Below are 24,480 nucleotides of genomic sequence, written 5' to 3' on the forward strand. Positions count from 1 at the left end.
TTGGCATTGACTGGCATGTTTATGAGTTTTCGGCCGATGATGGTATATCTTGCCATCTTGGTGATCGGCATAGCCTTTTTAATGGTTATTTTTGTTCGTCAGGCCCCGAATGATACCTCTTCTGAAGCACCATCAAAATCGTTGCATTTTTTTGAAAGTTTTTGCCAATTACTCAACATTAAGCAATTTAGTCTTGGAACCATTTATTTTAGCGCAGGCTTTGGCGTTTTACTTACTTTATCAGACTTATGGAATATTCCGATGCAAATAGCCTACCATCATAACGTGAATACATCAGCTATGATGAACTCCATGTTTCCACTTGGAGGTGGTATTGGGGCGCTAGTTGCCGGTTGGATAGCCGATTATTTAAAATACCCAAGTAAAGTTGCCCGCTTTTTTATAACTGGCATGGTACTTGTTTGTGGATTAGTCTTTTATGGACCTGACTTTACTACCAGAACTTCGTTTATTCTCTTATTTATTCTTGGCTTTTTTTGGTTGGGACTGTACTTGGTTTCTCCATTGTCGGACAGTATTTGCCTGAGGCTCTTAAAGGAATGGCTTTTGGTTTGATGGCCATGGTAGCCTATTTAATCAGCTCTTTTTTGCAATATATTGTTGGTTTGCTGTTAAGTGAATATCATGCGTCCAGTACTATCAGTACTATTCATGAGTTTAAACTAGCCTTAACCCCTTTATTTATTGCCTTGATTATAGGTTGGTTTGCCAGTTTATGGTTAAGAGATAATGTTAACCAGGAGGAGAACTAAATGCACCACAAGGATGAACGAATCATTGAGCGTTTATTGGAGGTTATCAAACAAGACATTGTTCCACTCACGCAAGCGGGCGTTCGGCAAGGAAATAAATTATTTGGCGCTGCAATTTTAAGAAAAGATGATTTATCACTGGTCATTGCTGAAACCAATAACGAAATTCAAAATCCGCTTTGGCACGGTGAAGTACATGCCATGAAGAAATTATACGAAATGCCGCCATCTAAACGGCCATCACCTAAGGATTGTATTTTTTTGCAACACATGAGCCTTGTCCCTTATGTTTATCAGCAATAACCTGGGGTGGATATGATAATTTTTACTACTTATTCAGTTACACGGATTCAAGGGATGCTTTTAATATCCCCCATGACTTGCGGATTTTAAAAGAAGTTTTTAAATGTAATGATGGCAATTATGCTCACGAAAATTATTACTGGAATTGTTATGACTTACAGCAATTGATTAACCAATGCAACGTATCTGACAAACAACGTTTTCAGCTACAGGTTGATGAATTAAAGGTGATTTATGATGAAATGTCAGATAGTTACCAGCAATCGAAATCGAACAACGACATCCCTTTAGGATAAGCATCCCCTGTTAGATGTGTTGCCTGCTGGTTATTACAATTCACTACTACAGTTCATGAGAACACGTTTAAGGTGAGACAAACAAATAAGTATACATACCTCCCAAAGGGACTAATTTCAAACCAGGTTGTTTTGTCTTCCAGTAGGTAGTGTCATTAGAAATGTGTAATATTTTGTGGCAATGAAGTCGCCATAATCCTGGGTTATCTGCAACAAATTCAATATCCCGGGTTTCACCTGGGTTGATGTTAATTGTTGCTGCCGGCCATTGTGCCGATTCAGGAATAGCTCCTCCTTCTGTACCCACTACTTTAAATGAATAACCATGCAAATGGATGGGATGAGCTGACATGGAAAGATTACCAAAACGAATACGTACTTTTTCACCCATTTTAGCCTCCAAAACTGGAAAGTTCGGCATAACAAGCCCATTAAAGGTGAACCAATTTGGATCCATGCTAAATACTACGGGGGCACTGTTGTTTTCTGGTAATGTGAACATTTGTAAAAGAATGACATAATCTTTATCAGCTACTTTTTTATCTTTCGGTAGCGCAATAAACATCCCGCCCATCCCTTTCTGAACTTGCTTGGGATCATTAAAACCCGAATGGTACATAAAAGTACCGTGCTGCTTTACTTTGAATTCATAAGTAAATGTTTTTCCAGGTGCTATCACAGGTTGTGTCGCTGTACCTGCACCATCTTCAGCATTTGGTACTATCAGGCCATGCCAGTGCACGGACGTTGGCTCTGGTAATTTGTTTTCAACGATGATTCTTACTTGATCACCTTCATTAACAACAATGGTTGGGCCAGGAATTGATCCATTAAATCCATAGCCAGTCATTTTTTGTACGGTACATCAAAAGGCATTTCCGTGAAATTCTTTAGACGGTATGCAGGTTTAATGAATGGCGCTGTTTTATCGATATTTTTATCGTAAATAGTACGGGTAACTACCATGGGCGTCAGATGAAAAACTTTTACACCATTATCCATTTCATAAGGCAACGTCTCAATTCCAGGTGAATTAACTGAAGACGTGGCTTCAGCAATTACCATATTGCTAAAGAGCATAAGAAATACAGCTGCGTGTAGGATTTTCATCATCATTGTGCATTCCTTGCAAAAATTCACTGTTTAGATAAATTAAAAAAGATATTGAATGAGTGTAGTCTAGTAAATCTAGACAAGCAAAAAAATGGACCCAATTCAAATGTGGTCATTTTAAAAGGCGAATAGTCTTTAACTAGCTCTTTGAATAAAATGGTGTGTTTTATTGTCTTACCTACTAGGGCGCATCAATGGTTCTTTAGTAGCTGCGTAAATTTCCCTTTCGATGAATGTGGTTATTGTCTACACTAAAAACTACGCAACGATGCTTATACGGAGATATATATGAAAAAGAATGAAGAGACAAAGAATGAGGGTATTGGCATTGTTACCATTGTTTTTCTTATTATTGTAGCCCTTATTGGATTTTATCTTTTTTATTCTTACCATCGTCCAACAAATAGTGTCAGCATTCCTTTGGAATCACCTTCTCCACTATCTGAGAGCCCTAAGAAATAATATTTCAGCAGTAAACGTCAAGAGATTATTGCGGGTTTATTCACTGACCAGCCGCTTGCAAGCATTCATCGTTCAATCAGATTGGAAAATTTGCCCGAGAATCGGGCTTATGCAGATGATTGAAGGAGGTGAAGCTGGCGTACTCATTATTTAGGCATAAGTGCCTAACCTGGGCTATAAATTAATAATTTGATAAATAGCTTAAAGGATGAGCAATGGGCAACGATAAGGCCGCTCCTCTGGATCTTGCATCATTTGATAATTTGTTAGAATCCTCCCTCACAGAAAGCGAGGTTATAACTCAACAACCTGATACCAGTTCATTGGTAATCAATAATTCATTAGATAAAGATCCCCCCTTTGCCTAGGCTTGTAGAAATCGCGAATCTTAGCGCTGAGGATCTTGCTGCGGCTCAGGAATCAGCAAACAAAATTGATTTTAGAAAAACCAGTACATTGCTTTCCCATGGTAATAATGTTCTTGCTGAAATAGCCCAGGCTTCCCATCAGTTATTGACAAGTGTGCGTTTAGGCAATGTAGGAGAGGTTGGGCAAATCGCAGCTGCAGTCATTGATGGCGTGAAAATATTGCGCATCGAGGACTTGCAAGCTGAATCCAGAGGCGAACGAACCACAGCCTCTCCCAAGGGATTAGTAGGAAAGCTGCTTAGAGTTTTTGGTGAAGCCCACCCCGATGCATAACTAAAGATGACCCATATAATTTTTAATTGTTTGTTGTCATGCCTGCCATATAATAAATAGCTGCTGCTATTGCTTTATCAGAGCAATTCTTATTAGGTACTTCTGTTTCTTTACATAAGCCGCCATGAGGCATTAATCCTTTCCCAATACTTACTTTATAGAGCAAGTAATCCATTGCTGTTTTATATCGGGTTGGGTTATTTTTCGATTCAATTGCGGCTTTATTAAATCGTAGTGCCCATGCTTTTTATTAAAGGCAGCAGGAGCATGCATCCCTGCAGCAAAACGAGGGGCATGACAAGTTTGGCATGTCATTTCATAAGTCTTTTGACCCAAATCACTGGCTATAAGGGTGCTATTAAATGCAATGAGTAGAATAAATAATATAGTTTTCATTGGAAATCCCTGTATAAAGTAATAACAATCCATCAATCTGGGTTACTTCTTAATTTTAACAGTTAGCGATTGAAAAATCTTATTGGATTTTAGATAACCCACACTATAATCAAACTAATATTAACTGGGATTATAGATTAAGATAAAAACCCACTTTTGCCTATTTTAATAATATGAGAGTTTCTTTTTTAGTACACAAAAATATGAGCGGTCTATTTTTGAGCAAATAAATCAATTTCACCATCATGATATTCATTATTTTGATTTCCATTTGAATGCAGAAAGTATTGGTGCCGTTGCGCCAACGGATGTAGCATGCTGCTTTGTAAATGATTCTATTTGTGCCAACGTCATTGATGGACTTTATGAGCGCGGTGTCCAACTGATTGCCTTACGCTCTGCAGGGTATAACCATGTTGATTATACTTATGCACAGGAAAAAGGAATAAGAGTATGTAGAATTCCCTCCTATTCACCACAAGCAATTGCAGAACATGCAGTGGCCTTAATTTTATGCCTCAATAGAAAAATTCATCATGCTCATAATAGAGTAAGAGAGGGTGATTTTTCTCTCAATGGATTACTGGGATTTAACTTATACCAAAAGACCGTAGGAATTATTGGTACGGGACAAATAGGAACTGCATTGGCAACTATTCTTCATGGTTTTGGTTGCAATATCCTGGCATGCGATCCCCAACAAAATGAATCTTGCATTAAACTTGGCGTAACGTATGTTAATTTGTATACGTTGTTGGAAAATTCAGATATTGTCAGCCTAAATTGCCCGCTAAACGACAAGACATGCCATATGATTGATTCGCAAGCTTTAGAAAAATGAAGCACGGCGCGATGCTTATTAATACTGGCCGGGGAAAACTGCTTGATACAAAGGCAGTTATAGTAGCACTAAAAAGCAAAAATTAGGTTATCTTGGAATCGATGTATATGAAGAAGAGGAACCATTATTTTTTGAAAATCATTCCTATGAAATCATCGATGATGATGTATTTTGTAGGTTGCAAACATTTCCAAATGTACTCATTACCGGCCATCAAGGTTTCTTTACACAGGAAGCCATACAGAATATTGCTTCAACCACACTGGACAATATAAGTAATTTCGAAAAAATCAGGCCCAATTTATTGGGTTACAATTAACACATCCAATCCAAACGCTTATGAGTAACATGTCTAACAGCCTTGACCCTTTAGTTAATGAAGCGACGTTACATCTTCATGAAACAAAATCTGTTCTAAGTAAGCTTCTTCAAATAGCAACAGACGATGAAGATTCTTCGGATGGGGATAAAATTCTTACAATTCAATTGATCCTGCAATACCGTTTAAGCTGTGAAGATGCCTTGAGCTTTTTGTTAAGAATAGATCAAAACTTGCTTTATATACTTGGAATTCAGCCTCAGCTTTCAGCTAAAATGAATATGGATCACTTAGCCTATGCGGTAGGAAATGAAGATTTAAGACAAATCTTAAATCTTTTAGGCATATTAACGTCTGCCCTCTCTAAAATTATTACTCGTTATAAAAACAGCCATGCCTCTTTTTCATTAAAAGACAAAAGGTCTCAAAAACATCACTTGATAACAAAGGAACTGTCTCTACTCCTTGACAAGCAAAAGCAATTTTTAGATGTACTGCAGAAGCTGGATTTAGAAATCGAACAACTTTTAAAACAGCAAGCTGCGGGGCCTATTTTTTGATCACATTGCCGCAATAAGAGGACCCATTTCTCAGTTTCACCAAGCCATCATTCATGGTCTTGAGCAGGCAAAACAGCTCTATCATCAAGTAAATAAGACGCCGTTGATAGACTATAAACTTGATGCTTTACTAAAAGAGGCTGAACAAGTACTTCATGTTATGCCAAGTACCTATAACCCACATCCGCATTACCCTATCAAACAGTTTGATCACCCAATGACATCTGAGCAATTAGAACAACGTGCTACGGCAAAACGATTGCGGCCTTTTTTGGGTAAAAAATTAAAATTTATACCTTCTAGGCTTGAAAATGTCTTGTTGACCGCCATTTACATAGTGGTTTAACAATTTAAAGGAATTAGAAATGAACTTGATTAAACGTAACTATCAACCTTTCCCTAAAGATTTGAACCGAATGCTCGAGCACTTCTTCAGAGAACCTGCAGATAACTCGTTCATTGACACAGGAACCTGGGCTCCAGCTGTGGATATTAAGGAAGAAAAAGACAAATTTATTGTTGTTGCAGATATTCCCGGAGTAAATAAAGGAGACATCAAAGTTTCGTTAACCAACAACGTATTAACTATTCAAGGGCAACGGCAATTTGAAAAATCTGAGAATAAAGACAATTATTCCCGCATGGAGCGAGTACAAGGACAATTTTACCGCCGCTTTAGCTTACCTCAATCCGTGGATGAATCAAAAATTGAAGCCTCTTATAAAAACGGCGTTCTTAACGTTTCAATTCCTAAAAAAGAATCAACCGTGGAAAAACAAATTGAGGTGAAAATTTCAGAATAAGCTGTCTCTAAGAAACAGTAATACTGTCACCGAGTACTAAGATCATCCTGATGATGATCTTAGTACTCTACTAAACTTACGTTGTGCGTATTATCTTGAACTATAGAGGAATCCCATTTCCAGTCTCTAATTTCTGGTAAATCTTGCCCATGTTGTCTGATGTACTGTTGGTGCTCTAATAATTTTATTTTAGTCTTTTCAATAAGTTTTTGTTCTTTGCTCCCCGAATGTGGCAAATGATTAAGAACCTCAAGAACCAAGTGAAAACGATCCAACTCATTTAATACTGTCATATCAAAAGGCGTAGTAATGGTCCCTTCCTCTCGATATCCTTTAACATGCAGGTTGTTGTGGTTGGTTCGATTACTTGTCAGGCGATGAATAAGCCATGGGTATCCGTGATACGCAAAAATGACGGGTTTATCCTGAGAAAACAATAGGTCAAAATCGTCGTCACTTAAGCCATGCGGATGTTCATGGGCGGGTTGCAATTTCATTAAATCAACAACATTAATGACGCGAATTTTTATATGAGGTAATTCAGCACGTAAAATGGAAACGGCGGCTAACGTTTCAAGAGTTGGAACATCTCCTGCACAAGCCATAATTACGTCGGGAGACTTCCCTTTATCATGGCTTGCCCATTCCCAAATCCCTATCCCATTGGCGCAATGCTGTTTTGCTTCCTCTATTGAAAGCCACTGTGGCGCTGGATGTTTTCCGGCAATAACCACATTGACATAATGCTTACTCTGTAAACAGTGATGCATAATAGACAACAAGCAATTTGCATCGGGAGGGAGGTAAGCACGTATTATTTCTGCCTTTTTGTTGACAATATGATCAATAAACCCAGGGTCTTGGTGTGAAAAACCGTTGTGGTCTTGTCGCCAAACATGAGACGTGAGCAAGTAATTTAGTGAGGCAATTTTTTACGCCAGGGAATAGTTGAGGTGACCTTTAGCCATTTGGCGTGTTGATTGAACATGGAGCTAATGATATGAATGAATGCCTCATAACAATTAAAAAGGCCATGACGTCCCGTTAATAAATAGCCTTCTAACCAGCCTTCACATTGATGCTCACTCAATACCTCAAGTACTCTGCCTTGCGAAGATAAGAAACTGTCAGTAGGAATTATCTGGGTATCCCATTGCCGATTCGTTGTTTCAAATACGGCTTCTAATCCATTGGATATCGTTTCGTCCGGCCCAAATACACGAAAGTTATTTGCGTTTAACTGGATGACATCTCTTATATAGGGACCCAAGACATGAGTATCCCCTATCCCCTGCATACCGCGCTTTGATAACTGAACCGAGTATTTCTCAATTGCAGGTAATTCGAGTGTTTTTAATAATAATCCTCCATTTGCATGAGGATTTGCACTCATACGTTTTTCATTTTCAGGCGCCTGAGTGCTTAACTCATTGAGTAACCGGCCATGTTTATCAAACAGTGTCTCAGGTTGATAACTTCTCAGCCAATGCTCTAGGATTTTTAGATGTTCCATGTTACTAGAGCAATTAGAAACAGGTACTTGATGAGAACGAAATGTCCCCTCAATCTGTACTCCATCAATTATCTTAGGGGCAGTCCAACCCTTAGGGGTTTTTAAAATAATCATAGGCCAGCGTGGGCGTTGGGTATTCTTGTTAGAACGTGCATCGTGTTGAATCAGCTTAATCTGCTCGATGACCGTTTCAAGGACTGCAGCCATCTTCTCATGCATCAACAGAGGAACATCGCCCTCTACCCAATAAGGTGTCCAACCATAGCCGTAAAGTAATTGCTCTAATTCCTCTTTCGTAATACGAGCCAAGATCGTTGGATTAGCTATTTTATACCCATTTAAATGAAGAATAGGTAACACAGCCCCATCAGTTACTGGACATAAAAATTTGTTGGAATGCCACGCTGTAGAAAGTGGTCCAGTCTCAGCTTCCCCATCACCAATAACACAAGCAGCGACTAAATCGGGGTTATCAAATACAGCACCAAAAGCATGACTTAAAGAATACCCTAATTCACCACCCTCATGGATAGAACCAGGACATTCTGGAGAGGCATGACTTGGGATTCCCCCAGGAAAAGAAAACTGAGCAAATAATTGACGCAAACCGGCTTCGTCCTGAGTAATAGCAGGGTATATTTCGCTATAAGTTCCCTCAAGGTAAGCATTGGCTACAACTGCAGGACCACCATGCCCTGGGCCAGAAATATACATCATGTTGAGATCATATTTCTTAATGATGTGATTTAGGTGAGCATATATAAAGTTTTGTCCAGGCGTTGTTCCCCAATGCCCTAATAGCCTAGGCTTAACATCTGAGAAAACTAACGGACGTTTCAGCAGCGGATTGTCACGTAAATAAATTTGACCAACTGACAAGTAATTTGCTGCACGCCAATAACCATCTAGTTTATTCAGTATTTCCTGACTAATTGTTTTCTTTGTCATTTCAAAAATAAGCACATTAAATGGGTAGGTATTATAGAGCTAATATTTCGCTTAAAGCTAATAAAGCGTGAGTTATACCGAAATACTTCATAAAATTCTTGAATCTTTATCCAAGTTGAATCGTTATTCTGATTTTAGTTATATTAACGCACATGATAGGTACCAAGGTTTAATTTATGAATACTACAGAAGTAATGGTTTCTCCAACAATTGGTGTTTACCTGGGATCAAGTATGGGAAACAACCCATCTTTCAAAAAACGCCGTTATCGCTTTAGGCGAAGGAATTGCCGAATGCAGATATACTGTGGTGTACGGCGGAGGAGGAACTGGTTTAATGGGACTTCTTGCTAAAACCGTTAAATCTCATGGTGGAAAAGTTATTGGGATAACTACTGGGCACCTTGCCAAAATAGAAACACCAAGTGAATTTTTAGATGAACTACATATAGTAGGCTCCATGTATGAACGAAAACGTTTAATTCATGAAAAATCATCGAGATTTATAGCGATGCCCGGGGGGATTGGTACATTTGATGAGCTATTCGAAACTTGGTGCGCTATCAAAATAGGCGTCATTAAAAAGCCACTTGGATTGGTCAATATAGAAGGATATTTTAATTCCATGATCCAATTTGTCACTTCTTGTAGTACTAATTATGACTTTATAGACGGAAAAGATATTAAAATTCCAACCATCTATGAGGAGGTCTCAGCCTATTTAAACCATTTAAAAGAAGAACAGCAGGGTAGTCTTTGCGACGTTTATTCCGATTTAAATCCTGGTAATACCCAAACCAACTATCAACATTCACTTGAGACCTACGATCTAAGCTAACCTTTTTGTCACGGCACACATTGCGAAGCACTAGCACACTCAAACTACCCTGCCAGGAACAGGGCTTGCCCCTCTGGGCTTTGTTTTCATTGAGAGGTGCTAGAAAATCTGTAAAAAGGCTATCCTTATTTTTTGATGAGTTTTGTATAAGCCGCAACCTTGTTACCCTGTATCATACTGCCTCTACGATACTCAAAGAACTGTCCGTTGGTATAACGTTTGTTAATTTTAATCCTGCTAACTGAAATAGTTTTTCAAACTCCGTCGCAGTCCTCTCTCTGCCCCCTGTCATTACCATCATTTCTATATCGTGGAGCTTACCTAAATGTGGTTCATCTCCCTCTGGAATCACGTTATCAATAATAAGAATTTTACCCTCTGGATTCTTTAACTTAGCACAGTTTTTCAAGATCAATAAAGCCTGTTCATCATCCCAATCATGCAGCACATATTTCATCATATAGGCATCAGCCTCAATGGGCACCGCATCAAAAAATTACCAGACACGATCTCTACTCTTTTTAAAACGCCTGCTTGCGCCAATATGGATTGAGCACTTGACGCAACACCAGGGAGGTCAAATAGGATTCCCTTAAGGTTCGGAGTATTTTTTAAAATCTCTGCAAGTAAAAACCATTTCCTCCACCAACATCCACTAGTGTATTAAAACAAGAAAAATCATAGGCTTTTGAAATGACATGAGCATCTCGATGAGAAATGGATGTCATCGCTGCATTAAATACTTTAAAGAATTCAGTATCTGTTTTCATGTAGTTAAAAGAATCCGTGCCATGCACATAATCAAACCCAGTCTCGCCTGTTTTGACTGTATGTAATAAAGCGGAATGCGCACCATTATGGACAGGATGGGCTACAAAAGTTGCAAAATCTTTCAGCGTGTACAAGGAATCTGAACATAATGGTTCAGCAAGATCATTTAATGCGAATTGCTTAGGGCTTATCTCTTTAAAAATTCCAACACTTACCAGCGCTCTCATGACCCGATATAGGTGATTTTGTTTGACTTTAGCCTGCTGAGCCAGTTCTTCGATGGTGCGATTACCAGATTTTTAACATATCCGCAATCCCTAATTCAGCAGCAATTCCAATACATTGCGTGATGATTTTTGAGAAGATTAATCGAAATAATCGTTGAGATGGATGTGGAGATTCCCTATTTTGTAAGTGAGTCATGATTGTGTCCTGTGCACCGGGTGTCCAACTGTTTAAGTTAGCCTACTCTTTATAAGTTAACAACGTTTACGAGGATGGGAGCAGAAAAGCCGTAATGACATGCTTATGGAAAGAAATTGATTTATCCTATATTTTATTGGAAATGATAATCAATTTTTAGGATAAGGAATCAGCATGATTTTAATTGATGAAAAGGAGGCATTTGCTATTGTTGAACAATTTAATTTTCTAAATGCATCCCGTGCACCCATATCAAAATTTATTGACATCATTGATATCGAGAATTTTGAAATTAGAGTACGTGGTCTTGATATTGTTTTTAAAGGAATTGCGGGGTTTGCTGATCATCAAATAAATAAACTGAGTTATTTTGATCAAAAGTTTGACTGCGAGCTTCAAAAGAGTACTCAAAAAGGCAATGAAATTATTCTTAATACAAAAGGCGTTTGGTATGCCAGCACGTGGAGTCCACCTGCAGCCTATAGTCAGCAATTGATTGCCGATTTAAGCCATACGTGGCGTCTGGCAAAGAAAACTGAAAAAGCACCTTTAATTATTGTTTCCCATAGTTGTGAAACGTTTGCTTACCGCAAAGGATACTCCCCCAGAGACGTGGAAAAAGAATTTCATTTAAAACTATAGTGGCTCTCACCAGCCGCCCGTTTTTCCTTTGATTTTTTTAATAACAAGTGCGCCAAGATCAGAAACATTGGTTTTAGAAATTTCAAATGAACCAAGAGTACTTCCCGATAGTGTAAAAGTGATAGTTCCATCTTCTTGGGGTTCCCCTAAGCTAAGCATGACCATTACCAACCCTTGACCAAAGTAGGTAGGGAAGTAATAGGCATAGTATTTGATGGACGGCATATTAAGCACTGTAGCCAGTTGATCGACCCAGTGCGTTTGAATCCATTGAGCAATTTTTTCGATGTCGGAGGCTGGATTACTGATAATAAATTGCTGAGTCAACGCCGGAGAATCTTTCATTCCAACAGAAGCGTAGGTTTTACTGCCTAATTGAGCGCTCCAGCTTCCATCGTAGGCAGTGAGTTGGAAGTGATTATTAAGGTGCGTTGAGAAAGTGTCTACGTCTTTCGACTGATAATCAAAAGAACCTTGGGCACTTACCGTTATTCCGTCCCACTGAACAATAGGTGCGGTAAGATCCAAGAACAAATCAACGCCATAGAAAACAGTTTGCAACATCACTTCATAATCAGTTTTTGGATTTAGCTTGCGACATTCCTCACTCATATTGCGTAATGCAGTCAACAAAAGCTCCGTTATAGATCCTTTACCAAAACCGTTGCCACGAATTTTCCAGACTCCGATTTTTAAGCCATCTTGTTGAGCTTGCATCTCGAAAGACAAGCTCTGCCCGTTCTGCTCAAGTTCAATTTTCATCAATGGATGGGCATTTTCTTCAAGAGCGGCAGACGCTTGTAGTTTGAAATGGATTTCCCCTTCAGCGCCGAGAATGAATGCCTTCAACAGAAATTGAGCCAAATTGAGGGTCGTCTTCTTATTTATTTGTTTGCCAATTTCTTTAAAAGGAATAGCGTGTAAGTCCAAGGTTACTTCTCTTCTCCCATCACGCACTAAATTAGAAATCAGTAAATTAAAAGAACTGAACACACGTTCCCATTCATTCCCATCTTGGGTCACTAACTTAAACAGCACATTAGGTCCTGTGACTGAAATTTGTGCGGTTTCAAAGAATAGCGGCCAAGTATCACTGGCCAAGGCATCAATCGTTTGCCCATTGTTAAGGGTGATTTTTGCTGTAAGGTTATCTGCTTCTATGCGAAGAGTTTGAATGATGTTCTGATTTTGTATAAGTTCCGCTATGTTGAGTTCATAGCTCGCTGCGCAAACAGAAGTAGTCATGAATTGAATACAAAATAACGTAATGAAGGAAAGAAGACGCATGACTATTCCTGAAATTCAATAAGGGCTAGATTATGCTAATAAATTAATCATAAAGTCAACTAGTTATACTTTTCATGGCGTTACGTCATAACGCGCTAAATGGGCATGACATTTGAAATGAGGGACAAACGTACTTAATTGACGAGATAGTGAGTTGCCAGTTTGGTTGCAAGCAGCCAAAGGCTGCTTGCTTATTCAATCAAAATCAACCAATTGATTTATGGGAGAGGAAGAAAAGTAGACATTTCCTGACTTAAATCGTCACCAATATCTGTGACTTCATCAATTGCTTCAGCAGCACCACGTTGATAATGAGCTTGCGCACTCTGGAACAACTGGTTTTTAAACGTTCTATCCAAAGGTGCGAATGACTGCGTAATACCATTCCCAGTGGGCAACAAATGTAATTCATCTGTTGACCGATTTGCTCCATAGGAAACATTGCCGCCCATTAAAGCAAAAATCATCCCATGGGTATTTCTTCTAATAATCTGTCTAGGCATAATTGACTCCAAATAATTAATAGTATTGACTCCGTTTTTGCGGAGTCCTGCAGGTTTCTAATACTAATTCTGGATTGAATACAACCTGGAATCTTTTTTATAAAAACCTGGTTGTATTTTATATGGACTAATTCTTTAGAGTATTTTTTTGCAAAATTTAGTATATTTTGACTATATGCACTATTTTTTAAAAAACAACCAGATATTGTCTGGTTATGGTAATTGAAAACCAGAGCATCCATCAGAGACGCTCGATGAAGAGATAAAACAATAACGTGTTAAAAGAGCGATTCGTTGAGGTTTAAATTAAATTGACTATAAAGAATTTCCATAAATTCTGTAGATACACAGGGTGTTCATCGCATTCGTGGTAACTATTTGGTAAAAGTAATAAGTCGACTGAATCATTTTTCCCAGCGTCTAACAACAATTGATAAAGTTGAATGCTATGATGAACATGAACATCAGTCTCCCCATGAATTAATAATAGTTTTCCTTGCAGTCTATTGGCGAGAGCCATGTTTTTTATTCGACCGGTAATCCTTTGACGAGTAAAACGTTCGATTTGTTCGTAATTCATACTAGTTAAAATATACGAATGATCTTTTACTAGTTCTATTACTAAGAATAGAACTACTCAATGGTCGTTGAACAGTAAAAATAGGCAACTATTTGCTGGGAATGCCTCAAAGTCTGAGTCCACCAATTTCCGTAGTTATGGCAATAGGTTCAGTCATTTTATTAGCGAGGTTAGGCGTTAGATGAGATTACTTGCGTTTTATTCACGTTTTGGTAGTGCTACATATAACGCGCCTGCGTGATTTAATGAGTTTGCTTCCTTACCAGCTTGATCGCCCTCACCTTTATAGACATCAACATGAGCCCCTACAATGGCGCCGCCTGCGTCTTGAGCCACACACCATGAAGTGGATTTTTTGGAATGATAGATAAAATTCATTCCGACAGGTATTACCCTGTGATCGGTTGCACAGGAAGCATGTGGTGTTAGGGAAATATTTTCTGAACCATAAGGTCCGCCATCTTCCTTAACAAAAAATACAAAGCTTTGATCGCGATTTCGTAAGTCGGCAGCTTTGTTGCGGTTAAGAGGATGATCTAGATACTGACGAATTAGCTTTTCTGATGCCCCGCTTTGTTTAATTTCTTTAGATAGGTTACAGCGTAACTTTGCTTCATCGTGGCATTTAGGATCCTTAGCACAACGCTCCATTGTATCAAGGTTGCCACCACAGCTTGGATCTTGTGCACATTGAACTATGCGGCCAAGCATGGTGCGTGGTCTGCCATTAGCACCATCGTAATTGATATGAAACAATTTGCCATCAAGTAGTAATGAACCTGAGCCTTGAAGCATTAAAAAAGACGGATCATTGGGATCTTCAACGTAGCCGATTATATATTTTTGGTCTAAAGCATCATGAGTAATTTCTTCTCTGTCTGGCGCTATAGAGTAGGTGCCATCGGCATTTTTCAAACAAAATCCACGCACCATTTTAGTAAGCGGCTCAATACCGCAAAGAGGGGTTTTCAAATTAAATTTTTTGGATTCCGAAGCGACACTTACCACGCCTGGGTTACTATAGATTGGATATAAAAATGATCCACCGCGTTTAGTGCTTGCCACGACAGCAGCTGGCGCATAATAGGCAGTAAATTGAAATTCACCCTTTTTAAAGCCTGCATGATTTTCAGGCCAGCCATCGCTTTTATACCAGTCAAATTCAGTTTTAATGCTTGATAAATATTTTTGAAAATCGCCATGAGCAGCCTTTGCAAGAGTGAGCATCTTTTTGTTGGTATTAAGGCACCATTCTTGGCGTTTGAATGTACGGCCAGCAATAGTTATTGTCTGAAACTCACCCTGATTTTTATTGCAGTTTTCAATTTGATTATTTAATGCTTGGATAATTTCATTCATATTGCCTACAGGATTATTTAAAGGCAATTCAGAGACGGAAATTTTATGAAATTTAAAAGGGAGCACACCAGGCTCTTTGGCGGCCATTTTCTGCTTTGAGGTAAAGTCCACAAGTCTTCTAACCTCCAAACAGCGCTGAATTGGATCAGCAGGCAGGGCTGCTTGAGTGATGATGCTAAAAATCATTAGTGCAATTATTAAACTTGATTTAAACATTGGGATCCTCTAGCTTAACAAGGTTGGACTCTCGTTCACCTTGGATTTAAACGTGTAATAAGAATTATATAGGCTATTGACCAGCTATCAAGGGGTACAATGTAGAACGTGTTTTCAGCGCGTTATTTCATGAAGATCGAATATCAGCCCTTGACGCAAACTTGTTATTTAAAAATGCACGAGGCGACCCGAGCGGTAGGAATACCATCGATGACTTCTTCCCGGATGAGTGCTTTCGCACGATCGTTATCAAAAACCTCCTTGAGGTCCATAATTTTCCCTGCTGGAATATGTTCACGATGCAGGATTTCGAGCAGTTTATCGCTATGGAGTTTCGCTGTTTGCTCAGTCATTAGCGAAGCGAGCTCTTCTCGGTTTTTTACTCTGTTTTGATTGTTCCTGAACTCATCTTTCTCTGGCAGCTCTTTTAGCCCCAGGATAGCGCATAGTTTTGCAAAATGCTGATCAGAACCTACCGCAAAAATCACCAGAGCGCCGTCTGCTGTACGAAACACTTCGCCATAAGGTGCGATATTTGGATGTATTGAGCCGATACGTTGCGGTACCTGTCCAGTCATTAAGTAATTCGATGCCTGATTAACAAGACTGCTAATGGCAGCATCGTAAAGGGAAACAGAAACCACCCGGCCTTCCCCGCTTTTTTCCCGTTTATAGAGCGCAAGAAGGATGGCCTCTTTCAGGTGGTGGGCGGCAAGTACATCGATTAACGCAACTGGCATTTTTACTGGACCACTGTCATGGGTGCCATTCATTGACATAAAACCGCTTTCACCTTGAAGAACAAGATCGTAGGCGACTCGGTCGTTTTCCTCACCATAGCCGTTTATTTTTCCAATAATAAGACGGGGATTGATATCGAGAAGATACTCATCTTGTATTCGAAGCTTTGCATCATCACCCTTCTTAAAATTCGTGATTAAAATATCAGCTTCTGAAATAAGGTTAAGAAAACGGACGTGGTCTTCTTCCTTTTTAAGATCTAAAAATAAGTATTCCTTGCCAAAATTAGCACTTGCAAAATAGGCTGAAACCTCAGAATCAGGATTTTCACTGGGAAGTTTCCATGTTCTAGTCACATCCTTATGCATGGGGTGCTCAATTTTAATAACTGAGGCACCCAACTCAGCAAAAAAAGTACCTACTGATGGCCCTGCGAGGACCGAACTCAGATCAATTACCTTTAAGTCCTTTAACATAGATTAGTTTTTCCAATTCTCAGTAAGCAGGAACATGAGAGAGAATTATCTTGAATAAAAACGCCATCCCCAGCTTTTTCTTACGTTAATCACAACCCATCAAAAATTCATCTTAACTCCAAATGAACTCTTTTAACAGAAGTATGTCTTTCGCTTTGACTGGTCCACGGATGCCAACCAAGCCAGCCAAGAATAACCGGCGTACCCTGTAATTTGCCAAGCAATTTACAGGGATACTTCCTCAAGAAAGAATTAAAGAGTCATTGAGTTGTCCCGGTTTGGTAACAGATCTTTATGGCTATCTATAAATTGATGAATAGCATTATTAATTACTTGTTCCATGCCAGAACCGAAATGGTCAACTTATGGCAGCAGAGCAATCTCAATGGCGGGCCTATAACCGGCTTTACAAGTACTAGTTATTGGAGCTCCTCCGAGTCAAATGCTCTTGGTACTGCGGCCTGGGCTGTGAATTTTAATGGGACAATAAACGCATACAATAAAAATGCCTCTCCTCCGGGTCTTAGAGCACGATGTATTAGAGTATTTTCTTAGATTTTGAGCGTTTATTCATTGATTAGTTTGAGTGCTATTGCTGGGCCGGAATTTGATCTTAGACTTTTTGCCAAAGAACGATAGAATTTAGAATAAGATTAACGCAATAAGCTATTTTTTAATGAAATCTAATCACCTCAAAATAATTCTCGCAAGCGCATCCCCAAGGCGCTTGCAGATATTACAAGAACATGGATTGACTGCGGTTGTTATGCCCGCCAATATTGAAGAAATCCTGCAAAAAGGCGAGGATGCTAAAACGTATGTCACTCGGCTCGCCAGAGAGAAAGCAAAAACTATTTTATCGCAGGCCCCAACAGATGCTGCTGATATAATTCTGGCTGCAGATACCACGGTGGCTTATCAAAATCATATTTTAGAAAAACCAACTGACTATAGCGATGCCTATAGAATGCTGCGAATGCTTAGCGGCAATTCTCATGAAGTCTATACTGGCTATGCACTAATTTTTCTACCAGAACAACAATGGTGTGTTGATTATGTAACAACCAACATTACTTTTCACAATCTTACAGAGCAGCAAATAGAAAATTATATTAATTCAGGAGAGCCTTTTGATAAAGCGGGTAGCTATGGCATTCAGCAAGTACGAGATACGTTTGTTAAAGAAATCCATGGTTCTTATTACAATGTAATGGGTCTGCCCATTGAAGAAATTTTGGAAAAAATTTCTTTGGTAAGGGTAAGTTGAGCGATTTTGACATAGATGAATCTTGCACTATCCTAACTATCAACCAGGTATTTAGATCATGAAAGAGGCTGAGAAATCAGATGCGCTATAAAATTACCGAACATTACGCAAGAGGCGAAGAAAAGCTAATTGCTGAGTTTCATGAATTAAATGAAGCAAGATTTTTTATAGCAAAAAAGCCTCTATTGATGAGGAAGCAAGAAAAAATTATTTATAGACTCTATGATGATAATGAATTATTGCATGAATTAAATAAGGCAAGCATTTCTATTACCCATGCCAGCTATGCGGAAGGCAATAGCGATTTCAATAATGCGGCCCCCCTTATTTTCCAAGTCATGGTCAAGACCATGAACTCTTTGGAAAAAGAAATCATCGCTCAATTCCATGATAAACATGATGCCAAACTATTCATCGAATGCAAAATTGAAGTGGACCAGACGATTCATGATGGTGATTTATTTTTCATATTTAAGAATAAAATTTTAATTGATACAGCAAACAAAATTATCATTGCAAATCGCAAAAAAGAAGCTGCCAGATCTGCTGGCAACGAGAAAAGTCGAACTCTAAGTCCATTACCAACGAGACCAACACCAAGCGGAGGTCCTCCCGATTATTGGGTTGATAAAAGAGATGACGATGAACATGGTAAATGACAGACGCTATGATTTTTAAGATATCTTTGTGATTATTTGTAAGACATTTCTTACAATATTTACGTGGTATGTCTTAATGACGTGTATGAGCAATTAAGTCATACTATTCTCATTGGAAGTTGCAAATGCCAGGACATGAAGTCCTTGGAAATGGAGAAAACACAAGGATGTGTTGACCACAGGAAGTGGAATTTGCAACTTACCAACTTGATTCTTATTATAAATCCAAATCATCTTTAGAGCACCGCATTTCCTGGCAGCAATACCGTATTGATACGGCTAATAAATTTACGAGAATATGCACTAAGAGTTTTCCATATCAACATCGGTCAGATCACCTTTAATCAAGCGAACTTGTCCATGTATTCTATATAACTGCTGATTTTCAAAATGAAAATAGGCAATCACTTCAGCCTCTAAAGGAAGACCTTTTTTATTCCTTCCTATAGGATAATAAATTGCAAAAAGCTCGTTTCCTTGTTCAAGGACATGTTTGTAATCAATCGTATCGATTGTCACCATTTGTCTTTGTGCAAGTACATGCTGAATATACTCAGTACGATTCATGCTAACGCCATTAATACATTGCTCGTACTCTTTATGAAAAATTTCTCTATTTTTCAATAACATCTGCTTCAGGGTCATAAATAAAATTCCAAATATTTTTAATAAATCAATATAAGGAAGCATCTGAATTTCCTCCCAATACTTTTATGGTTAGAGTACTTCATGACTCCGATATTTCGTAGAAAATTTATTACATCCTTTAAATAAAGCATTTAATATGGTTGTTAGCAGCTGCCTATGGACTCTATGACAAGGATTTATATGTATAATCGGTGGATTATAAAAATCCAGAATTTTCTTTTTTGTGGTTATTATTCCCTCTAACACTTCATGCCTCTTTCATTGAGTCAACCCTGGGAACAGCGGTTGTCAATGATGCAACTGCCGCTTATTACAATCCAGCAGCTTTAACCGTTTTACCCAAATTTCAATTCATAGCTCTCGGCTCAGTTGCCTCTTTCCATACCCATTTTACCGGGCAATCAACACAATCAACAACAAGGTTCACTCAATTTGGCAATTCAGCTGCAAAAACGAATTATTATTTACCTTCCTTTTATTCAGGCCTGCCGACTACAACGAAACTTACCTTTGGCGTCGCTGTTTTATCAAATTTCTTTAACAGGAATATCGAAGAAAATTCGATTCTACGCTATGCCCAATCTGGTAACAGCATTCGAGATATTGATGTAGTCCCAGCACTCGGATTAAAGTTAAATGAATTTCTTTCATTAGGGGTAGGGATATCTCTGTCTCATGTGAATTTTATTTTGAAACCAATTTCTGGATTCCCAAGTTTAAATATCCCTGATGCACAAAGTCACAATGAAGCGAATGCTCATGGTTTAGGAGGCGATATTGGTTTCTTACTAAAACCCAACAAAGCGACCTTAATTGGATTTAATTACCGTAGCTCCGTTACTTATCGACTAAATGGAAGAAGCGTCTTGGCAGGTAATCCTGAAGTGGTTTCTAATGATTATTACTTTACTTTTTGGACTCCGGCGAGGGAGGTGCTTTCTATCAATCATTTTGTAACCCCTTCGCTAGGGTTTATTGGTACCGTTCAACGTATTCAATGGCGTATATTCAACGAGATAGATATTCGTGGTATAGCTGCGAGAGTGGGTTCTGAACCCATTATTTTGAACGCGAAAGTGCCTTATCATTTTCGTAATACCTGGCTTTTTACGGTTGGTAGTCACTATCGTATAACGCCCAAATGGGTCATTAGAGTTGCTGCAAATTACAATCAAAATCCTGGCAACAGTAATTATCAGGTTACTACTGGTAATGGTATTGTTGCTGGAGCCTCAATGGGCTATGAAATCTCTGAAACGATTACAATTGATGGCAGCTTTGCCCACGCGTTTATTCAAAATCAAACTATAGATATTAGTACCGGTAGACATTTCATTCATGGTGAAAATAGAGCCTCTCGTGATGCTTTTTCGTTAAAATTAACAGTTAATCAATAATAAGAATGATCCCGCCGATTCAATTCTTCTACTTAAATTTAAGAATCTGGCGGGCGGTTAGATTTACGAACCAGCCAATTTACAGACGAGGCATTGGATCAGGGGAGATTTGATTTGTCATTGGACTTAAGAAATCTGCCAGTAGCTTTATAACTAATGCAAGAACAATAATGCTGACGCTAAAAACAGCAACTGAACGAAAAGATAGCGTCGGTTGCTGGGCATGCATGTCGCATAAATCATCGTAGATACTTGCCATGGTTGCATAAATACTTTTGCACTGTGTAAAGACTTCTTCGTACTCATCGCTCCCTAGAACAATATTATCTACTTGTTCCATCATGTCATGATAAAGCCCCAGTGGTGTGCATCTTCTTGTAGATAAAAATGAGATTGCAGAGGAAAAATCATATTGTTCCGCTGGTATCTGATAAGAGGTCAAACGATTACTAGGATTAATATATCTCGATTGAATAATATTCCCGCCATGCATAAAACCGGCAACATGGACTAAAAAGTGCGCGAGTAAAATTTTGGGCGTTAATTTTTCTATGTCCCCAAGATATTTTTCAGTCGCTTCTGCTATCTTGTCCTTTGAAATTTCATTAGGATCAACACCTAATTGTAGTAAATCATCTTCCATGGCTGAAGTACGCCATAATTGATCAAGATAAGATAAAGAAAAAAGGCACTCATTCCTGCTTTGTCTGCTTTCTGTAGCTTTGTTTCGATGGCTTTGATAATCAAAAATTGTTGAATTAATCGTGAGACATATAAATCCTTGGGTATCACCTCATTTTTAAACAGATACTCCGATTTAAAGAGGTGGTGCTCAGCACGTTCGTGTTCCGCAGTCAGTTGACCAGGCCTGCCATTTTTGTAGGTTGCATTTAATAACGCTTTACTAAACATTCGGTATAATTCCTCACTAGAGAATGATCGCATACTCATCGTAGATTACATCATATTGCAATGCGGACTGTTATCCAATAATTAACTATCGAACTCCGTGTTTTAAAGCAGCTATAAATCAATTTCAAATACTTTCTGATAGTCTATCGATTTACCTTCCAATAGCCGTTCAATATGCGGACGTATAAGATCTAGCTCGGTTGATTTAAAACGATTATCAGGAAAATAAACACGATTCATTGCTTGTTTCTTTAATATTGCTTTATCTTGCTTGAGTGCCAATTTAATAAATGGCAGGAAAAATAATTTCTTGAGCCAGCCCGGGAGCCAGTTTTTCGATAACTGATAAGGAAGAAAACTCGATGTTCATCCGTGGAAGTCATAGGACTTAAAAAGAAGGTAAAAGCAACTGTTAAATGCTGATGACCGTGGTATTCGAGTTCAGCAATTAAGGGTAAATGAAAACGGCCGATGGAAAATTTACGATTTTTTTCAAAAAGAGAACTTATCCAACCGGATTGTTTCGGTTCATTGTCATAGCGTATTTCAGCACTCAGTTTATTGACGTTCAGTGTTGCTGTGACTGCGTGTCTTTGGTCATCATGCCGGAGTAATCCCGCATGGACAAAATGAGTATGCGTAGCATCCAACACGTTTTCCAGAATGTTTAATACATCCCCTTGTAATTTTAATTGAAGCAAATGTGAGTGGTATTGTTCTGCTTGTAAGGCAGGAATGTCGTAAAGAGGTAAGGTATCCTCATTTTTTCCAGACAAACAAAAACCAAACCAAAATGAATTTTTATGGGGTAAGCAGGCACGCGTTTGTTAGCGCAGTTTATTTTCGCTAAACCCGGGATATCGATACAGTCGCCAGAGGTATTAAAACGCCAACCGTGATAAGTACATTGCAGTACCTCACCGTTCAATTTCCCGGCGGATAAAGGCGCGCCACGATGTGGGCAAAAATCCTGCAAAGCAACAATTTTTTCCTTTACACGAAAGATGACTAATGGGATTCCGAGTAATAAAAAGCGCTGCGGGCGAGAGGAAATTTTTTAACTGGGCCAATTGGCAACCATTGGTTTTTAATTGCGATAAATTCATAATTTGTACCTTTTCACAATGGGGACAAAGAACCAATTTAAGAGCACCCTTATTGCTTTCCAGGTGATACGTCTATAAAGCGGTAAATGCTTGATGTAGATCGCTGAATACTCTATAAAGGGTTGACCGCCACGTAATAATTTAAACTCTGATGCGCCGGAACTTAGGTTTAAACAACATCCTTTTTGCTCACTATAATGGAGTATCATATAGATCAGTATTCGATATAGTGCGTTTCGAGCAGGTAGATGAGTATTGTATCCAACCAAAGGTGCAGTAATGACCTTCTCGCTTTCAAAAATGCCGATAATCCCTTGCAAAACACCCTCTTTATCTCTCAAGCCAAACATCGTTAGCAATTGATTTTTATGCCAATATTCAATTAGCTTCTCACTAAACTGGGGATTGTGCTGTGAATATTTCTCCAAATAGAGCTTATTATAAAGATTAACGATAACAGGATAATCATCGCGGTTAATTTGTTCATGAGTAACCAGTTTGTAGTGACCTTTCATCAAAGCGCGACGGTCATTCTGAGTATTATTTCTTTGTTTAAAATCACACAATTTGGAGTCAAAAATATAGACCTGCCGCGATGCAACCAACATGAAATCCAATTGGGTTAATTGTTGGAGGAGCACTTCATTGGTATGTTTATTCAATGAGCGATACATAATAGCGTGTTGCGGATACAACGATTGAATTTTCTTTCTTTCTTCGTCAGCCCCATCACCATGCCAATCGGGGTAAGGATTGGTCGATAATAAAAAATTATTAATACAGAGATTTTGGTTCACTTTCCCCAATCTAAGCAATTTACCCAGGGCTTTCATGAGGACACTTAAGAACAAGCGTAGAGGGTAATTTTTAATTTTGAAAAGCTCATCCTGACCATAAGTCACAAGAGCATTATAAGGCGAGCACACATAAGAGGAACAATATTCTTTTTCATTAACAGTAACTGGGAATACAAAACCTCCCATTTCTGTTGTCGTCATTTTGGTTTCAACATTCAAGATCCATTCGTTGCTGGCTGAATGAGTAAAAGGCTCACTATATTTTAGGCTTTTGTCATTAAAATCCATGGTTGCTATTTTCCACCATTAAATTCAATGTCATCAGTCGATGCACTATGGAAATTTTTCTTCTCTTTAATCATCCGTAATAAAATATTACTGAGGGTGATCAGGCTTTTTAAGCCAAGCCACGGATAAGCGTTGTCTTTCAAAACATCATGTGCGCTTTGATAATCAGCTATAAATCGCTTTGGATTTTCACGAAGGTATTTCAAGCCATGAAGCTTCATCCCTAACCCAAGCATAAAAGGCTTGGTTACCAATGGGTATGTTTGCCGTTTTCCATCTAAAATTTCCGTCCAATTAAGGTCTTTAGAGATAAGATGAAAACCACTGGTCGTTCTTGGATTACACTCTAAAACAAAGGCCTTGTTTTCTTGCAAAATAAAATCAAAAGCAATTTGTCCGCTAAATTGATAATTCGCACAAAAGGTCTTAATAAATTGGGTAATCGATTCTATTTCAACAGGCTCAAAATAAATGCCCGCCGCCGGACCGGCCGTGTATTTAGGATGATAGCAAGACTGTATTAATACATCTCCCTTATGAGC

General features: G+C 38.6%; 31 protein-coding genes and 4 pseudogenes. 16 read left to right on the forward strand and 19 right to left on the reverse strand.

All coding sequences use genetic code 11. The features are described 5' to 3' along the window. From BN58_RS21265 to BN58_RS31430, 4 genes are all read left to right on the forward strand, one after another. A partial coding sequence (locus BN58_RS21265; protein ID WP_019215397.1) for an MFS transporter occupies nucleotides 1-576 on the forward strand: 576 nt, incomplete at its 5' end. Beyond that, on the forward strand, nucleotides 561-773 hold the full coding sequence (locus BN58_RS01930) for a hypothetical protein (protein ID WP_019215398.1): 213 nt from the start codon (nucleotides 561-563) through the stop codon (nucleotides 771-773). The genes BN58_RS21265 and BN58_RS01930, both read left to right, overlap by 16 nt. Then, the gene (locus BN58_RS31425) at nucleotides 774-1,076 is read left to right on the forward strand and encodes a nucleoside deaminase (RefSeq protein ID WP_198009793.1); all 303 of its coding nucleotides are present in this window, start codon (nucleotides 774-776) and stop codon (nucleotides 1,074-1,076) included. A gap of 77 nt (nucleotides 1,077-1,153) precedes the next feature. Beyond that, on the forward strand, nucleotides 1,154-1,372 hold the full coding sequence (locus BN58_RS31430; protein WP_019215399.1) for a hypothetical protein: 219 nt from the start codon (nucleotides 1,154-1,156) through the stop codon (nucleotides 1,370-1,372). 67 nt (nucleotides 1,373-1,439) lie between these two features. Here the strand turns inward: BN58_RS31430 and BN58_RS21275 are convergent, their stop codons facing one another. Both BN58_RS21275 and BN58_RS01945 read right to left on the reverse strand, forming a co-directional pair. After that, nucleotides 1,440-2,222: a multicopper oxidase family protein gene (locus BN58_RS21275; RefSeq protein WP_019215400.1), complete on the reverse strand. Its 783-nt coding sequence runs from the start codon at nucleotides 2,220-2,222 to the stop codon at nucleotides 1,440-1,442. After that, a complete protein-coding gene (locus BN58_RS01945; protein WP_019215401.1) occupies nucleotides 2,219-2,488 on the reverse strand; it encodes a hypothetical protein in 270 nt (89 codons plus the stop codon). The genes BN58_RS21275 and BN58_RS01945 overlap by 4 nt, the downstream gene beginning before the upstream one ends. 285 nt (nucleotides 2,489-2,773) lie before the next feature. Here BN58_RS01945 and BN58_RS30425 point away from each other — a divergent pair, with 285 nt between their 5' ends. The 3 genes from BN58_RS30425 (at nucleotide 2,774) to BN58_RS01965 (ending at nucleotide 3,649) form a co-directional block, all read left to right on the forward strand. Continuing rightward, on the forward strand, nucleotides 2,774-2,947 hold the full coding sequence (locus BN58_RS30425; RefSeq protein WP_019215402.1) for a hypothetical protein: 174 nt from the start codon (nucleotides 2,774-2,776) through the stop codon (nucleotides 2,945-2,947). 215 nt (nucleotides 2,948-3,162) lie between these two features. Then, a complete protein-coding gene (locus BN58_RS30430) occupies nucleotides 3,163-3,315 on the forward strand; it encodes a hypothetical protein (protein ID WP_019215404.1) in 153 nt (50 codons plus the stop codon). Further along, on the forward strand, nucleotides 3,308-3,649 hold the full coding sequence (locus BN58_RS01965; protein WP_019215405.1) for a hypothetical protein: 342 nt from the start codon (nucleotides 3,308-3,310) through the stop codon (nucleotides 3,647-3,649). The genes BN58_RS30430 and BN58_RS01965 overlap by 8 nt, the downstream gene beginning before the upstream one ends. 150 nt (nucleotides 3,650-3,799) lie before the next feature. Here the strand turns inward: BN58_RS01965 and BN58_RS21280 are convergent, their stop codons facing one another. Continuing rightward, a complete protein-coding gene (locus tag BN58_RS21280) occupies nucleotides 3,800-4,045 on the reverse strand; it encodes a hypothetical protein (RefSeq protein ID WP_232220263.1) in 246 nt (81 codons plus the stop codon). A gap of 199 nt (nucleotides 4,046-4,244) precedes the next feature. Between BN58_RS21280 and BN58_RS21285 the strand changes: the two are divergent. The 4 genes and pseudogenes from BN58_RS21285 to BN58_RS01985 form a co-directional block, all read left to right on the forward strand. After that, nucleotides 4,245-4,972: pseudogene (locus BN58_RS21285) on the forward strand (NAD(P)-dependent oxidoreductase); the annotation flags it as partial. Between the two features lie 262 nt (nucleotides 4,973-5,234). Further along, entirely contained in the window at nucleotides 5,235-5,765 is a 531-nt protein-coding gene (locus BN58_RS32400) for a hypothetical protein (protein WP_019215408.1), read from the forward strand. 103 nt (nucleotides 5,766-5,868) lie between these two features. Further along, a complete protein-coding gene (locus BN58_RS32405; RefSeq protein ID WP_019215409.1) occupies nucleotides 5,869-6,111 on the forward strand; it encodes a hypothetical protein in 243 nt (80 codons plus the stop codon). A gap of 19 nt (nucleotides 6,112-6,130) precedes the next feature. Further along, a complete protein-coding gene (locus BN58_RS01985; RefSeq protein ID WP_019215410.1) occupies nucleotides 6,131-6,568 on the forward strand; it encodes an Hsp20/alpha crystallin family protein in 438 nt (145 codons plus the stop codon). A 59-nt stretch (nucleotides 6,569-6,627) separates the two neighbouring features. On the opposite strand, the gene BN58_RS32410 is transcribed toward BN58_RS01985, so the two are convergent. Then, entirely contained in the window at nucleotides 6,628-7,338 is a 711-nt protein-coding gene (locus BN58_RS32410) for a phosphoketolase family protein (RefSeq protein ID WP_408605445.1), read from the reverse strand. 39 nt (nucleotides 7,339-7,377) lie between these two features. Beyond that, nucleotides 7,378-9,029 (reverse strand): annotated as a pseudogene (locus BN58_RS32415) (phosphoketolase); the annotation flags it as partial. Nucleotides 9,030-9,242: 213 nt separating this feature from the next. On the opposite strand from BN58_RS32415, the gene BN58_RS21300 reads away from it, so the two are divergent. Beyond that, complete coding sequence (locus tag BN58_RS21300) at nucleotides 9,243-9,866, forward strand: LOG family protein (protein ID WP_232220266.1); 624 nt, start codon at nucleotides 9,243-9,245, stop codon at nucleotides 9,864-9,866. Between the two features lie 172 nt (nucleotides 9,867-10,038). Here BN58_RS21300 and BN58_RS37390 read toward each other — a convergent pair. After that, nucleotides 10,039-10,864, reverse strand: a pseudogene (locus BN58_RS37390) (methyltransferase). 370 nt (nucleotides 10,865-11,234) lie between these two features. On the opposite strand from BN58_RS37390, the gene BN58_RS02005 reads away from it, so the two are divergent. Then, nucleotides 11,235-11,702, forward strand: coding sequence for a hypothetical protein (locus BN58_RS02005; protein WP_019215413.1), 468 nt, complete (start codon nucleotides 11,235-11,237; stop codon nucleotides 11,700-11,702). A gap of 6 nt (nucleotides 11,703-11,708) precedes the next feature. On the opposite strand, the gene BN58_RS02010 is transcribed toward BN58_RS02005, so the two are convergent. The 5 genes from BN58_RS02010 to BN58_RS02035 form a co-directional block, all read right to left on the reverse strand. After that, nucleotides 11,709-12,989 carry a hypothetical protein gene (locus BN58_RS02010; RefSeq protein WP_019215414.1) on the reverse strand — a complete coding sequence of 427 codons (1,281 nt, stop codon included), beginning with the start codon at nucleotides 12,987-12,989 and terminating at the stop codon, nucleotides 11,709-11,711. Between the two features lie 218 nt (nucleotides 12,990-13,207). Beyond that, the gene (locus BN58_RS02015; protein ID WP_156812307.1) at nucleotides 13,208-13,492 is read right to left on the reverse strand and encodes a hypothetical protein; all 285 of its coding nucleotides are present in this window, start codon (nucleotides 13,490-13,492) and stop codon (nucleotides 13,208-13,210) included. Nucleotides 13,493-13,793: 301 nt separating this feature from the next. Beyond that, nucleotides 13,794-14,072: an alpha/beta hydrolase family protein gene (locus BN58_RS02025; protein ID WP_156812308.1), complete on the reverse strand. Its 279-nt coding sequence runs from the start codon at nucleotides 14,070-14,072 to the stop codon at nucleotides 13,794-13,796. A gap of 198 nt (nucleotides 14,073-14,270) precedes the next feature. Then, nucleotides 14,271-15,647, reverse strand: a complete 1,377-nt coding sequence (locus BN58_RS02030) for an MltA domain-containing protein (protein ID WP_019215418.1) — start codon at nucleotides 15,645-15,647, stop codon at nucleotides 14,271-14,273. 164 nt (nucleotides 15,648-15,811) lie between these two features. Then, nucleotides 15,812-16,864, reverse strand: a complete 1,053-nt coding sequence (locus BN58_RS02035; protein ID WP_019215419.1) for a CaiB/BaiF CoA transferase family protein — start codon at nucleotides 16,862-16,864, stop codon at nucleotides 15,812-15,814. A gap of 676 nt (nucleotides 16,865-17,540) precedes the next feature. On the opposite strand from BN58_RS02035, the gene BN58_RS02045 reads away from it, so the two are divergent. After that, a complete protein-coding gene (locus BN58_RS02045; protein WP_019215421.1) occupies nucleotides 17,541-18,131 on the forward strand; it encodes a Maf family protein in 591 nt (196 codons plus the stop codon). Nucleotides 18,132-18,211: 80 nt separating this feature from the next. After that, complete coding sequence (locus tag BN58_RS02050) at nucleotides 18,212-18,790, forward strand: hypothetical protein (protein ID WP_019215422.1); 579 nt, start codon at nucleotides 18,212-18,214, stop codon at nucleotides 18,788-18,790. Nucleotides 18,791-19,093: 303 nt separating this feature from the next. Here the strand turns inward: BN58_RS02050 and BN58_RS02055 are convergent, their stop codons facing one another. Further along, a complete protein-coding gene (locus BN58_RS02055; RefSeq protein ID WP_019215423.1) occupies nucleotides 19,094-19,480 on the reverse strand; it encodes a hypothetical protein in 387 nt (128 codons plus the stop codon). A gap of 149 nt (nucleotides 19,481-19,629) precedes the next feature. On the opposite strand from BN58_RS02055, the gene BN58_RS02060 reads away from it, so the two are divergent. Continuing rightward, on the forward strand, nucleotides 19,630-20,835 hold the full coding sequence (locus BN58_RS02060) for an OmpP1/FadL family transporter (RefSeq protein ID WP_019215424.1): 1,206 nt from the start codon (nucleotides 19,630-19,632) through the stop codon (nucleotides 20,833-20,835). 79 nt (nucleotides 20,836-20,914) lie between these two features. Here the strand turns inward: BN58_RS02060 and BN58_RS21310 are convergent, their stop codons facing one another. From BN58_RS21310 to BN58_RS31440, 7 genes and pseudogenes are all read right to left on the reverse strand, one after another. Next, entirely contained in the window at nucleotides 20,915-21,478 is a 564-nt protein-coding gene (locus BN58_RS21310; RefSeq protein WP_019215425.1) for a heme oxygenase-like domain-containing protein, read from the reverse strand. Next, complete coding sequence (locus BN58_RS32425; protein WP_019215426.1) at nucleotides 21,454-21,747, reverse strand: heme oxygenase-like domain-containing protein; 294 nt, start codon at nucleotides 21,745-21,747, stop codon at nucleotides 21,454-21,456. The genes BN58_RS21310 and BN58_RS32425 overlap by 25 nt, the downstream gene beginning before the upstream one ends. Nucleotides 21,748-21,858: 111 nt before the next feature. Beyond that, nucleotides 21,859-21,987 carry a hypothetical protein gene (locus BN58_RS35690; RefSeq protein WP_269570076.1) on the reverse strand — a complete coding sequence of 43 codons (129 nt, stop codon included), beginning with the start codon at nucleotides 21,985-21,987 and terminating at the stop codon, nucleotides 21,859-21,861. 11 nt (nucleotides 21,988-21,998) lie between these two features. After that, the gene (locus BN58_RS32430) at nucleotides 21,999-22,523 is read right to left on the reverse strand and encodes a hypothetical protein (protein WP_232220267.1); all 525 of its coding nucleotides are present in this window, start codon (nucleotides 22,521-22,523) and stop codon (nucleotides 21,999-22,001) included. After that, nucleotides 22,436-22,801, reverse strand: a complete 366-nt coding sequence (locus BN58_RS32435) for a Rieske 2Fe-2S domain-containing protein (RefSeq protein ID WP_332247912.1) — start codon at nucleotides 22,799-22,801, stop codon at nucleotides 22,436-22,438. Before BN58_RS32435 ends, BN58_RS32430 begins: the two co-directional genes overlap by 88 nt. 48 nt (nucleotides 22,802-22,849) lie before the next feature. Then, nucleotides 22,850-23,938, reverse strand: coding sequence for a hypothetical protein (locus BN58_RS02080; RefSeq protein WP_019215429.1), 1,089 nt, complete (start codon nucleotides 23,936-23,938; stop codon nucleotides 22,850-22,852). Nucleotides 23,939-23,943: 5 nt separating this feature from the next. Then, a pseudogene (locus BN58_RS31440) lies at nucleotides 23,944-24,480 on the reverse strand (ATP-grasp domain-containing protein); the annotation flags it as partial.

It is taken from the genome of Legionella tunisiensis (assembly GCF_000308315.1).
Taxonomy (GTDB): domain Bacteria; phylum Pseudomonadota; class Gammaproteobacteria; order Legionellales; family Legionellaceae; genus Tatlockia; species Tatlockia tunisiensis.

Bases quoted from the DNA above. Each gene is read 5' to 3' on its own strand.
- BN58_RS02005 (WP_019215413.1), top strand. From the start codon at position 11,235: ATGATTTTAATTGATGAAAAGGAGGCATTTGCTATTGTTGAACAATTT.
- BN58_RS32425 (WP_019215426.1), bottom strand. From the start codon at position 21,747: ATGTTTAGTAAAGCGTTATTAAATGCAACCTACAAAAATGGCAGGCCT.
- BN58_RS01930 (WP_019215398.1), top strand. From the start codon at position 561: ATGGCTTTTGGTTTGATGGCCATGGTAGCCTATTTAATCAGCTCTTTT.
- BN58_RS01985 (WP_019215410.1), top strand. From the start codon at position 6,131: ATGAACTTGATTAAACGTAACTATCAACCTTTCCCTAAAGATTTGAAC.
- BN58_RS02010 (WP_019215414.1), bottom strand. From the start codon at position 12,989: ATGCGTCTTCTTTCCTTCATTACGTTATTTTGTATTCAATTCATGACT.
- BN58_RS21280 (WP_232220263.1), bottom strand. From the start codon at position 4,045: ATGAAAACTATATTATTTATTCTACTCATTGCATTTAATAGCACCCTT.
- BN58_RS32400 (WP_019215408.1), top strand. From the start codon at position 5,235: ATGTCTAACAGCCTTGACCCTTTAGTTAATGAAGCGACGTTACATCTT.
- BN58_RS02080 (WP_019215429.1), bottom strand. From the start codon at position 23,938: ATGGATTTTAATGACAAAAGCCTAAAATATAGTGAGCCTTTTACTCAT.
- BN58_RS30425 (WP_019215402.1), top strand. From the start codon at position 2,774: ATGAAAAAGAATGAAGAGACAAAGAATGAGGGTATTGGCATTGTTACC.
- BN58_RS31425 (WP_198009793.1), top strand. From the start codon at position 774: ATGCACCACAAGGATGAACGAATCATTGAGCGTTTATTGGAGGTTATC.
- BN58_RS30430 (WP_019215404.1), top strand. From the start codon at position 3,163: ATGGGCAACGATAAGGCCGCTCCTCTGGATCTTGCATCATTTGATAAT.
- BN58_RS21310 (WP_019215425.1), bottom strand. From the start codon at position 21,478: ATGGAAGATGATTTACTACAATTAGGTGTTGATCCTAATGAAATTTCA.
- BN58_RS02050 (WP_019215422.1), top strand. From the start codon at position 18,212: ATGCGCTATAAAATTACCGAACATTACGCAAGAGGCGAAGAAAAGCTA.
- BN58_RS02055 (WP_019215423.1), bottom strand. From the start codon at position 19,480: ATGCTTCCTTATATTGATTTATTAAAAATATTTGGAATTTTATTTATG.
- BN58_RS02035 (WP_019215419.1), bottom strand. From the start codon at position 16,864: ATGTTAAAGGACTTAAAGGTAATTGATCTGAGTTCGGTCCTCGCAGGG.
- BN58_RS21275 (WP_019215400.1), bottom strand. From the start codon at position 2,222: ATGACTGGCTATGGATTTAATGGATCAATTCCTGGCCCAACCATTGTT.
- BN58_RS32410 (WP_408605445.1), bottom strand. From the start codon at position 7,338: ATGCATCACTGTTTACAGAGTAAGCATTATGTCAATGTGGTTATTGCC.
- BN58_RS02045 (WP_019215421.1), top strand. From the start codon at position 17,541: ATGAAATCTAATCACCTCAAAATAATTCTCGCAAGCGCATCCCCAAGG.
- BN58_RS35690 (WP_269570076.1), bottom strand. From the start codon at position 21,987: ATGAATCGTGTTTATTTTCCTGATAATCGTTTTAAATCAACCGAGCTA.
- BN58_RS01945 (WP_019215401.1), bottom strand. From the start codon at position 2,488: ATGATGATGAAAATCCTACACGCAGCTGTATTTCTTATGCTCTTTAGC.
- BN58_RS02025 (WP_156812308.1), bottom strand. From the start codon at position 14,072: ATGAATTACGAACAAATCGAACGTTTTACTCGTCAAAGGATTACCGGT.
- BN58_RS02030 (WP_019215418.1), bottom strand. From the start codon at position 15,647: ATGTTTAAATCAAGTTTAATAATTGCACTAATGATTTTTAGCATCATC.
- BN58_RS02015 (WP_156812307.1), bottom strand. From the start codon at position 13,492: ATGCCTAGACAGATTATTAGAAGAAATACCCATGGGATGATTTTTGCT.